A 10,062-nucleotide genomic window follows, 5' to 3' on the forward strand; every position below is an offset into this window, starting at 1 on the left:
ACGGCGTCCGGGGCCGTCGCCCGCAGCAGTCGCTCACCGGCGCGCAGCGCCGCGTTCAGGCCGTCGGCGCCGCCCGTTCCGGAGGGCTCGCCGACGACGTCCACGCCCAGCTCCCGGAGCGTGGAGAGCGCGGCGGGATCGGAGCCGACCACGAGGATCCGGCGGACCCCGGGCGTCGAGACGGCGGCGCGGAGCGTGTCGTAGGCCAGCGCGAGCACCAGCTCGGCGTGGAAACCCGCGTCGCCGGTGGCGTCGGTGCCGGTGTGCTTGAGGACACCACGCAGTCGGGACTTGCCCGTGCTCGGTCGCTTCAGCGGCACGATGAGGTCGACAGCCACGTCACCATCTTTACCGCAAAGCCCGTCGTGCGGGGCCTGTGGCAGGATCGGGCGCACACGGGCAACGAATCACCGGAGGAACAGCCTTGGCAGATCGCGAGAAGGGCGGTTTCTGGGTAGGCGCGGCCGCGGTCATGTTCTACCCGTTGACCGCGATGGGACGCAGCGTCTACCGCAACGCGGACCGCATCCCGCGCAGCGGGCCGGCGTTGCTCGTGATGAACCACGTGTCGCACCTCGATCCCGCGGTGGACGCGGTCTTCGTGCACCGCAACAAGCGGGTGCCGCGGTTCATGGCCAAGGACAGCCTGTTCCGCATCCCTGTGTTCGGCAAGATCATCGGCGGGTCCGGGGGCATCCCCGTGTACCGCGGTTCCAGCGACGCCAACGAGAGCCTGCGGGCCGCGCACCAGACGCTGCGCGACGGCAAGATCGTGCTCATCTACCCTGAGGGCACCATCACGAAGGACCCGGAGGGGTGGCCCAAGCGCTCCTACACGGGGGTGGCGAGGCTCGCGCTCGAGAACGACGTCCCCGTGATCCCCATCGCGCGGTGGGGCACGCAGGAGATCTGGAACGGCTACACCAAGAAGTTCCGGCCGTTGCCCCGCAAGACCGTGGTGCACTCCGTCGGTGAGCCGATCGACCTGTCGGCCTACCGGGAGAAGGAGCGCACGCAGCCCCTGCTGCGCGAGGTCACCGAGCTGATCATGGATCGGGTGCTGGAGCAGCTCGTCGAGATCCGCGGGGAGCAGCCGCCGTCGCGGGTCGACGGCGCGGAGGGGCGCGCCTGACCATGGCGGTGCAGCGTGTGGCCGTGCTGGGCGCGGGCTCGTGGGGCACGACGTTCGCGAAGATCCTCGCCGACGCCGGCCGGGACGTGACGATGTGGGCTCGCCGCGAGGAGATCGCGGCCGAGATCCGTGACCTGCACACCAATTCCTCGTACCTGCCGGACGTCCGGCTGCCCGACCGGCTCACCGCGACGGCCGACCCCGCGGTCGCGCTGGACGGCGCGGAGGCGGTCGTGCTCGCGGTGCCGAGCCAGCGACTGCGCGAGAACCTGCTGGCGTGGAAGGACCTGCTGCCCGAGGACGCGATCCTCGTCAGCCTGGCCAAGGGCGTGGAACTCGGCACGCTGAAGCGGATGAGCGAGGTCGTCTCCGACGTCACGGGTGTGGACCCGGGCGACGTCGTGGTGGTGTCCGGTCCCAACCTCGCCAAGGAGATCGCGCGGAAACAGCCCGCGGCGGCCGTGCTCGCGTGCGCGGACCACGACCGGGCGGTGGCCATCCAGGAGGCCAGCTTCAACGCGTACTTCCGCCCGTACACCAACACCGACGTCGTGGGGTGTGAACTCGGTGGGGCGTGCAAGAACGTGATCGCGCTGAGCTGCGGCGTGGCGGCCGGACTGGGTTTCGGCGCCAACACGATGGCGACACTGATCACCCGCGGGCTCGCCGAGACGGCTCGACTCGGTGCGGCGCTCGGCGCGGACCCGCTGACGTTCGCCGGGCTGGCCGGGGTGGGCGACCTCGTGGCGACGTGCTCGTCGCCCCTGTCGCGCAACCGCACGTTCGGCGAGCGGATCGGCCGGGGCGACAGCTTGGAGGCCGCCAGGGCGGCACAGGGCGGACAGGTGGCCGAAGGGGTCAGCTCGTGCCACTCGATCCGGGAGCTGGCCCTGCGCCTCGACGTCGACATGCCGATCACCGACGCCATGTACCGCGTGTGCCACGAAGGTGTCGACCCGGGCACGGTGGGCGCCGAACTGCTGGGGCGCAGGCAGAAGCACGAGTGGTCGTGACGTCGTCGCGCCCGTGAGTGGAAGGCGGGTCAAGTCCGGTCCGCGAGCCGAAACCGGTTTGACGTCGCCGTGCGGGTCTGTTTGCCTTGGGGCATGTCGGTTCTCGGTGCGCTGAACCCCGCCCCGCGGTGTGGTCGTGTGTCGCGCACCCTGCCGGGCTGTTGCTGTTGTCGTCGCCGGTGACCGCGCGTCCCGCCTGACCCGGGCGCGCCGTTCGAGTGCCGCCCCAGCCCGACCGATTCTTCCTCTCTTCTCTGCCGTCACACACTGCCTTCACACTTTTCGAGGTCTTCTCACATGTTCGCCGTGCCCGACAACACCATCGCGCTCCCGCCCGCGGATCTGCTGACTCGCCATCCGGTCCGGACCGCGCTCGAATTCGCCGCCGACCGCAATCGCTGGCGCAACCTCTTGCGCTACGACCCCGAGGAGCGCTTCGCCGCGCTCCTCGACGTCGTGGGCGGCCACGAGGTGTGGCTGCTGAGCTGGCTTCCCGGCCAGGACACGGGGCTGCACGACCACGGCGCCACCACGGGAGCGTTCACGGTGGTGAGCGGGCGACTCGTGGAGGAGGTGTACCGCGACACCGCCGGGTCGCCCGACGGACCGGAGACGCACGTGGTGGACGCGGGACAGTCGCGGGTCTTCGGCCCGGGCTACGCCCACCACGTCCGCAATCCCGGTCCCGACCCGGTGATCAGCGTGCACGTCTATCAGGACGGCGGCCGCACCGTGCGGCGGCTGACGCGGGCGGAGACGTGCTCGGGCGTGGCGGTCCCCGCCGGCACGTAGGATGCCGGCACCGGCGCGCCGAACACGCTGTGGACGGGCAGGACTCCCGCCCACGTGGAATGCGACTCGCGGTCGGCGTCGTCGAGCGAGGGATCGCCGCGGCGGATCTTCACCGACGCCTCGTCGAGGTCGAGGGCGAGGACGTGGGTGGCGGCGAGCTCGCGACGGTTCGGCCTGCGCGCGTAGTCCCACGAGCCGGGGCTGAGGTGCTCGGAGAGCACCCGGAGCGCGTGTTCCTTCCGTTCCTCGCCGGTCACGAGCGCCGCGCGTCCGTGGATTACCGCGCAGCGGTAGTTCATCGAGTGGTCGTTCAGCGAGCGCGCGTACACGACGCCGTCGAGCACCGTGGCGGTGACGCACAGCTCGGCCCCGGCCGCGGCGGCGCGGACGTTGCCCGAACCCGTGGACCCGTGCAGGAACAGCGTGTCGCCGTCCCGGCCGTGTGCGGTGGGCAGCACGAGCGGCGAGCCGTTCAGAAGCAGACCCACGTGGCACACGAGCGTGGCGTCGAGAACGGCGTGCAGGGCCTCGCGGTCGGCCGCGTAGCGCTGCGGCTTCCGGGTGGGCGAGGTGCGGGCGGTGGAGGACAACGGCGGCCGGGTGGGGAACGTGGTCATGACCCATGGTCGATCGCCGTGATGGCATCATGGAATGTCCACAGAACTGCTTTTTCCAGGTGCCACTTTCCCGGTGGTCTCCCACAGTCCGAGGAGGATCCGTGGCGCGCAGCGACATCACCCTGCCCGTGGCGCTCGATCGCGAGTCCGGAGTGCCACTGGCGGTGCAGCTCGCCGACGCGCTGCGGGACGCCGCCTCGGGCGGCCACCTGAGAGGCGGGGACCGGTTGCCGTCCACGCGGGCGCTCGCGGCGAGTCTGGGCGTGAGCCGGACCGTCACCTCGGCCGCGTACGACCAACTCCACGCCGAGGGGTGGATCGTGGGCAGGCACGGCTCGGGCACCTACGTGACGACGTCGCCGCCGACACCGGTGTCGCACCACCGCGTCGTCGCCGGTCCCGACCAGGTGTCCTCGCCAGATCTCGTCGCTCTGCTCCCGGGAGTGCCGTGGGCCGACGGTCTCGACCGGGCCGCGTGGCGCCGTGCCTGGCGAGCCGCGGCCGACGCGCCGCCACTCGTCGTGTCCGAACGCGCCGGACTCGTCGAGTACCGCACCGCCATCGCCGAGCACCTGCTCCGCCACCGTGGTCTCGACGCCGCTCCGAACTCCGTGCTCGCCACCGCGGGCACCACCGCGGCCGTCGTCGAACTGGCGGCCTCGGTACTCGGTCCGGGAGACGTCGTGGGCGTGGAGGAACCCGGCTACCAGCGGGCGGTGGAGGCGTTCCGCCGTGCGGGCGTGCGCGTGGTGCCCGTGGAGGTCGACGCGGAGGGGCTGCGCCCGGACACCATTCCCGGCGGGGTGCGCGCCGTCTACTGCTCTCCCGCCCACCAGTACCCGCTCGGCAGCCGCATGAGCGCCTCCCGCCGCGTCGAGCTCGTCGAGCGTGCCCGCGCCGAAGGCTTCCTCGTCGTCGAGGACGACTACGACGGTGAGCTTCGTTACGACGTCGCGCCGCTGCCTGTGCTCGCCGCGCTGGCGCCCGACGTCGTCGTCCACCTCGGGACGACGAGCAAGATCCTGACGCCCACGCTCGGCGCCGGCTGGATGGTGGCGCCACCCGGTGTCACCGCCGCCGTCCTCGAATACCGCGACGCGGCGGGAACGCGCGCCTCCCCCGCGGGGCAGCAGGTGTTCGTCGAGCTCGCCCGCAACGGCGACCTCGGCCGCCACCTGCGACGACTGCGCAGAGAACTGTCCGAACGGCGTTCCCTGCTCGCGGGTGCGTTGAGCGCCGCCGACGTTCCGGTGCTCGGGGACGACGCCGGTGCGCACCTGGTGGTGCCGCTCGCGTCCGCGGACGAGGAACGACGGCTTTTGGCGCTGGCGCGGGAACACGGCGTGCTGCTCGACGGATTGGCGCGGCACTTCGCGGGCATTCCCACCCAGGCGGGCATCGCGGTCGGTTACGCGGGCTGCTCGCGCGAGACGCTGCAGGACGTCCTCGGGGTGCTCGTCGACGTGCTCCGGGTGAGGCGAAGGTAGGGTGCCGCCCATGGAAAGCCGCAAGACCCGAGTGGCCGTCGTGTTCGGCGGTCGAAGCACCGAACACACCATCTCCTGTGTGTCGGCGGGCAGCATTCTGGCGAATCTCGACCCCGACCGGTTCGAGGTCGTCCCCATCGGCGTGACCCAGGCCGGTGGCTGGGTGCTCGGTACCAACGACCCCGAGACGTTGCGGATCCGGGACAGGGCACTGCCCGCCGTCGAGGGCGGCAAGGCGCTGGTGCTGGCCGGAGACCCCACGACCGGTGGTGTCGTGAGTCTCGAACCGGGAGAGCACGCCGAGGTGCTGTCCGCCGTGGACGTGGTGTTCCCGGTGCTGCACGGGGCTTTCGGTGAGGACGGCACCATCCAGGGTCTGCTGGAGCTCGCCGACCTCCCGTACGTCGGTGCGGGCGTGTTCGCCAGCGCGGCGGCGATGGACAAGGAGTACGCCAAGAAGCTGCTCGCCGCGGAGGGCCTGGAGGTCGGCCGGTTCGCCGTCGTGCGGCGCGGTCAGGCCACCCTGCCCGACGAGGAGCGGGAGCGGCTCGGGCTGCCGGTGTTCGTCAAACCCGCCCGCGCGGGCTCGTCGATCGGCATCTCCCGGGTCACCGACTGGTCGCAACTGGACGCCGCGATCGCGCTGGCGCGCGAGACCGACCCCAAGGTCATGGTCGAGGCCGAGACGGTGGGTCGCGAGGTCGAGTGCGGCGTACTGGAGTTTCCCGACGGCCGCGTCGAGGCGTCGTTGCCCGCCGAGATCCGGGTGCTCTCGGACGACGCCGACGCCTGGTACGACTTCGAGACCAAGTACCTCGGCGAGGACGCCGAGCTCGACATCCCCGCGAAGCTCGACGACACCGTCACCGAACGACTCCGGGACGCCGCCGTCCGCGCGTTCGGCGCACTCGACTGCCAGGGACTCGCCCGGGTCGACTTCTTCGTCGGGGCCGACGGCACGTTGACCGTCAACGAGGTCAACACGATGCCCGGCTTCACCGCGACGTCGGCCTACCCGAAGATGTGGGAGGTCACCGGCGTGGACTACCCGACGCTGCTGACGACCCTCGTCGAGACGGCGCTCGCTCGGGGAACCGGGCTGCGGTGACGCGCGCCGCAGGCTGACCGGTCCGGCCGCGTCACTCGAAGTCGAGCGGCGTGGCCGGCAGGACGTCGGCGACGGTGCGGGAGATCTCCTGCAGCGGCCCCGTCCCCGCGGATTCCGGCACGGTCAGTGCGACGTAGACCTCGCGGTCGACCGCGTACCACGTCGTGCTGCCGTCGCCCGTCACGGGGAGCCACTGGACCTCGTCGATCGCCCGCAGCGTGGCCGACCGCGTGAGCTCCGGTGGCCGGTCGAGGCCGCAGCGCAGAATGACCGGGTCGTCGCCCCACGCCACGGTGGCCGGAGGTGCGGGCTCGGCGAGCTCCCTGCGGGCGAGCTGCTCGCCCGCGGACTTCAGCTCGCGCGGCGCGGCCTCGACGAGATCCGCGCACGCCGGGGAGTCGGCCTCGGGAGCGGGGATCGTGACCAGCGCGAGCGGTCCGGTTCCGTCGGCGCCGGGCACACCGCGCTCCGAGTCGCCGGGGGACAGGACGAGACCCAGCACGGCGACCGTCGCCGCGAGCGCTGTGGCGAGCACGGCGGCGAGGACGATGAGACTCCGAGGTGGGGCGCCGGTATCACTCACGACCCCACTACACCACAGGTCAGAGGCGCACCACGGGGCAGGTGAGGGTGCGCGTGATGCCCTCCACGCTCTGCACGCGGGCGACCACGAGCTGCCCGAGCTCGTCCACGTTCTCGGCCTCCGCCCGCACGATGACGTCGTAGGGGCCCGTGACGTCCTCCGACGTGGTGACGCCGGGAATGGTCGAGATCTCGGACGCCACGGCGGCGGCCTTGCCGACCTCGGTCTGGATGAGGATGTATGCGTGGACCACGGCGCTGCTCCCCTTCGAATACGGCGACGACGCGTAAAGGTAGGAATGTAGGCAGCAACGTACCGCAGACCTGCGACGATCGGGCATCCGACAATCGGGTCTGCGGGCAACGAACAACCGGAGGTACGTGTGGGAGACAGTCCCGCGTCCGGGGCGGACACCGTCGCGGCAATCGGTGAGTTCGGGTTGATCCGCCAGGTCACGGAGGGGAGGCCCCAGCCGTCGACCACCCTGCTCGGGCCGGGAGACGACACCGCCGTCGTGGCGGCGCCCGACGGGCGTGTGGCCGTCACCACCGACGCGCTCGTGGAGGGCGTGCACTTCCGGCTGGACTGGTCCACCCCGACACAGGTGGGACGCAAGGCCGTCGCGGTGAACCTCGCCGACATCGCGGCGATGGGCGCTGTGCCCACGTCCGTCGTCGTGGCCCTGGCGTGCCCGCCGGAGACGCCCACGGCGGTGGCGGCCGAACTGCTGGACGGCGTGGCCGCGGAGGCCCAGCGCGTCCACGTGGGCGTCGTCGGGGGAGACATGGTGCGTGCGGAGAGCATCGTCCTCACCGTCACCGCTCTCGGGGACCTCGGCGGGCGCGCGCCGGTCACGCGGTCCGGCGCGCGCCCCGGCGACGTCGTGGCCGTGTGCGGCAGGCTCGGGTGGGCCGCGGCCGGACTCGCCGTGCTGAGCCGCGGTTTCCGCTCACCGGTGAGTGTCGTGAACGCCCAGCGTTGCCCCGACCCTCCGTACGCGGCGGGGCCCGCGGCGGCACTGGCCGGCGCCACGGCGATGATCGACGTCTCCGACGGGCTGCTGGCCGACCTCGCGCACCTCGCCGAGGCGTCCGTCGTGGGCATCGACGTGTCGAGCGAGCGCCTCACCGTGCCCGAACGGCTCGTGGACGTCGCCACCGCTCTCGGCGCCGACCCGATGCACTGGGTCCTCACGGGTGGGGAGGATCACGCGCTGGCCGCCACGTTCCGGTCGCTGTCCGACCTGCCCGAGGGGTGGTGTCCGATCGGGTCCGTCACCGCACCCGAGGCCGGGGTGACCGTGGACGGCAGCCCGTACGATCGCGAACCCGGCTGGCGGCACTGGACGTGAGGGCACCCGCGCCGAACCGCCGTTCATACTGGGAAGTCGGGGACCGCGCACGGCGCTGACGAGGGTGAGGAGTGTTGTCGTGGACATTCGCACGGTGCCGTTCGACCATCCGGACGCGGTGAAGCTCATCGACGCGGTGCAGCAGGAGTACGTCACGCGGTACGGCGACCCCGACGTCACGCCGGTCGATTCCGCGGATTTCACCCCGCCGTCGGGTCTGTTCCTCGTCGGCTACCTCGACGGCGAACCCGTCGCCTGCGGTGGTTGGCGGGCGCACGACGAGGCCGACCCGCCGATCCTCGCGGGCGACGCCGAGATGAAGCGGTTGTACGTGGTGCCCGCCCTGCGGGGGCGCGGTCTGTCCCGGACGATGCTCGCCGAGGTGGAGCGCACCGCCGTCGAGGCGGGCCGCACGCGGCTCATCCTGGAGACGGGGCACAAGCAGCCCGAGGCCATCGCGCTGTACCGCTCGTCCGGCTACGAGAAGATGCCCGGCTTCGGCGTCTACGCGGGCGACCCGCTGAGCCTCTGCCTGGCCAAACCCCTCTGACACCGTGTCCGCGATCTGCGCACGCGTGTTCGCGGTTCCCGTACGCCGCGGTTTCACCCCGCTGGGCTAGGCTGCGCTGCCGTGACCGCACGACCACTGCACGAGATCATGGACCCCGGCTGGGCCGAAGCGCTGGAGCCGGTCGCCGACCGGATCGCCGCGATGGGGGAGTTCCTGCGCGCCGAGGTCGCGGCAGGACGGACGTACCTGCCCGCCGGCGACAACATCCTGCGCGCGTTCCGCCAGCCGTTCGACGAGGTGCGAGCACTGATCGTCGGTCAGGACCCGTACCCCACGCCGGGTCACGCGATCGGGTTGTCCTTCGCCGTGGCACCCGACGTCCGGCCGCTGCCGAAGAGCCTCGTCAACATCTTTCGCGAGTACTGCGACGATCTCGGCCACCCGCCACCGTCCAACGGGGACCTGACACCGTGGACGGAGCAGGGCGTGCTGCTGCTCAACCGCGCGTTGACGGTGCGTCCCGGCAAGCCGAACTCCCACCAGGGCAAGGGTTGGGAGGAGATCACCGAGCGGGCGATCGTGGCGCTGGCCGAACGCGACAAGCCGCTCGTGGCGATCCTGTGGGGCAGCAACGCGCGCAAGCTGAAGCCGTTGCTCGGCTCGGTGCCGTGTGTGGAGTCCGTCCACCCGAGTCCGCTCTCGGCACGCAACGGCTTCTTCGGTTCGCGTCCCTTCAGCCGAGCCAACGCGCTGCTGGAGGAGCGGGGAGCGGCGCCCATCGACTGGAAGTTGCCGTAGGAGATACCGCAGACGACGAACGGCTCGGCGACCACCCGGTCACCGAGCCGTTCGTACGTAAGAGCTGAGGCGTCAGGCCCGAACGACCTTGCCCGCCTTCAGGCAGGAGGTGCACACGTTCAGGCGCTTCTTCTGAGAAAGCCCGACCCTGGCGTGCACGGTCTGGATGTTCGGGTTCCACCGGCGGTTGGTGCGCCGGTGAGAGTGTGAGACCGACTTGCCGAAGCCCGGCCCCTTGCCACAGACGTCGCACACGGCAGCCACGTCGAACACTCCTCGAAATGAATCGGTAAACGAACCACCCGGGGTACCGGGCAACTCGAACAGGGTAACCGGTACGCCGGCCCTCGGCACAACGGGGTCGTTACCCTCGCATCTGGCATGCCTCGACGGGTGTTTTCGAGACCAGCTACGGAGGATGCGCGGGTGCGGGCCTCAGACGCTCTGGACGCGGACGCGGTGCGGCGGTGGATCGACGTCTGCGTACGCGATCTGCGCGCGTTGCGGGCCGAGATCGACGACATCAACGTCTATCCGGTGGCCGACTCCGACACCGGCTCGAACCTCCTGCACACCATGACCGCCGCGCGGGACGGCCTCGACGCGCTCGACGGCGCGGGGGCGGGCGCGGTACTGACCGCCGCGGCCGCCGCGGCGGTCAGTACCGCGC

At 71.5% G+C, this 10,062-nt stretch carries 12 protein-coding genes and 2 pseudogenes; 9 read left to right on the forward strand and 5 right to left on the reverse strand.

The features are described from left to right. Window positions 1-338, reverse strand: a pseudogene (locus tag SACAZDRAFT_RS23445) (2-phospho-L-lactate guanylyltransferase); the annotation flags it as partial. 86 nt (window positions 339-424) lie between these two features. Here SACAZDRAFT_RS23445 and SACAZDRAFT_RS18160 point away from each other — a divergent pair. The 3 genes from SACAZDRAFT_RS18160 (at window position 425) to SACAZDRAFT_RS18170 (ending at window position 2,937) form a co-directional block, all read left to right on the forward strand. Next, window positions 425-1,132: a lysophospholipid acyltransferase family protein gene (locus SACAZDRAFT_RS18160; protein ID WP_005444104.1), complete on the forward strand. Its 708-nt coding sequence runs from the start codon at window positions 425-427 to the stop codon at window positions 1,130-1,132. Between the two features lie 2 nt (window positions 1,133-1,134). Next, on the forward strand, window positions 1,135-2,145 hold the full coding sequence (locus tag SACAZDRAFT_RS18165) for an NAD(P)H-dependent glycerol-3-phosphate dehydrogenase (protein ID WP_005444105.1): 1,011 nt from the start codon (window positions 1,135-1,137) through the stop codon (window positions 2,143-2,145). A 297-nt stretch (window positions 2,146-2,442) separates the two neighbouring features. Next, on the forward strand, window positions 2,443-2,937 hold the full coding sequence (locus SACAZDRAFT_RS18170) for a cysteine dioxygenase (RefSeq protein WP_005444106.1): 495 nt from the start codon (window positions 2,443-2,445) through the stop codon (window positions 2,935-2,937). Here SACAZDRAFT_RS18170 and SACAZDRAFT_RS18175 read toward each other — a convergent pair. Next, window positions 2,859-3,554, reverse strand: coding sequence for a pyridoxamine 5'-phosphate oxidase family protein (locus SACAZDRAFT_RS18175; protein ID WP_005444107.1), 696 nt, complete (start codon window positions 3,552-3,554; stop codon window positions 2,859-2,861). The two genes, SACAZDRAFT_RS18170 and SACAZDRAFT_RS18175, sit on opposite strands and share 79 nt — an antisense overlap. Before the next feature lie 101 nt (window positions 3,555-3,655). Between SACAZDRAFT_RS18175 and pdxR the strand changes: the two genes are divergently transcribed. Next, complete coding sequence (gene pdxR / locus SACAZDRAFT_RS18180) at window positions 3,656-5,041, forward strand: MocR-like pyridoxine biosynthesis transcription factor PdxR (RefSeq protein WP_005444108.1); 1,386 nt, start codon at window positions 3,656-3,658, stop codon at window positions 5,039-5,041. Between the two features lie 10 nt (window positions 5,042-5,051). Continuing rightward, window positions 5,052-6,149 (forward strand): D-alanine--D-alanine ligase family protein, encoded by a 1,098-nt coding sequence (locus tag SACAZDRAFT_RS18185; RefSeq protein ID WP_005444109.1) that lies wholly within the window; start codon window positions 5,052-5,054, stop codon window positions 6,147-6,149. A gap of 31 nt (window positions 6,150-6,180) precedes the next feature. On the opposite strand, the gene SACAZDRAFT_RS18190 is transcribed toward SACAZDRAFT_RS18185, so the two are convergent. Then, window positions 6,181-6,732 (reverse strand): DUF3515 domain-containing protein, encoded by a 552-nt coding sequence (locus SACAZDRAFT_RS18190; protein WP_005444110.1) that lies wholly within the window; start codon window positions 6,730-6,732, stop codon window positions 6,181-6,183. A 19-nt stretch (window positions 6,733-6,751) separates the two neighbouring features. Then, the gene (locus tag SACAZDRAFT_RS18195) at window positions 6,752-6,985 is read right to left on the reverse strand and encodes an Lrp/AsnC family transcriptional regulator (RefSeq protein WP_005444112.1); all 234 of its coding nucleotides are present in this window, start codon (window positions 6,983-6,985) and stop codon (window positions 6,752-6,754) included. 129 nt (window positions 6,986-7,114) lie between these two features. On the opposite strand from SACAZDRAFT_RS18195, the gene SACAZDRAFT_RS18200 reads away from it, so the two are divergent. The 3 genes from SACAZDRAFT_RS18200 (at window position 7,115) to SACAZDRAFT_RS18210 (ending at window position 9,392) form a co-directional block, all read left to right on the forward strand. Then, complete coding sequence (locus tag SACAZDRAFT_RS18200) at window positions 7,115-8,083, forward strand: thiamine-phosphate kinase (RefSeq protein WP_005444113.1); 969 nt, start codon at window positions 7,115-7,117, stop codon at window positions 8,081-8,083. A gap of 79 nt (window positions 8,084-8,162) precedes the next feature. After that, a complete protein-coding gene (locus SACAZDRAFT_RS18205) occupies window positions 8,163-8,633 on the forward strand; it encodes a GNAT family N-acetyltransferase (protein WP_005444114.1) in 471 nt (156 codons plus the stop codon). A gap of 81 nt (window positions 8,634-8,714) precedes the next feature. Continuing rightward, entirely contained in the window at window positions 8,715-9,392 is a 678-nt protein-coding gene (locus tag SACAZDRAFT_RS18210) for a uracil-DNA glycosylase (RefSeq protein ID WP_005444115.1), read from the forward strand. A 72-nt stretch (window positions 9,393-9,464) separates the two neighbouring features. On the opposite strand, the gene rpmB is transcribed toward SACAZDRAFT_RS18210, so the two are convergent. Next, entirely contained in the window at window positions 9,465-9,656 is a 192-nt protein-coding gene (gene rpmB / locus SACAZDRAFT_RS18215; protein ID WP_005444116.1) for a 50S ribosomal protein L28, read from the reverse strand. Between the two features lie 162 nt (window positions 9,657-9,818). Here rpmB and SACAZDRAFT_RS18220 point away from each other — a divergent pair. Continuing rightward, window positions 9,819-10,062 (forward strand): annotated as a pseudogene (locus tag SACAZDRAFT_RS18220) (DAK2 domain-containing protein); the annotation flags it as partial.

Source organism: Saccharomonospora azurea NA-128 (assembly GCF_000231055.2).
Taxonomy (GTDB): Bacteria; Actinomycetota; Actinomycetes; order Mycobacteriales; family Pseudonocardiaceae; genus Saccharomonospora; species Saccharomonospora azurea.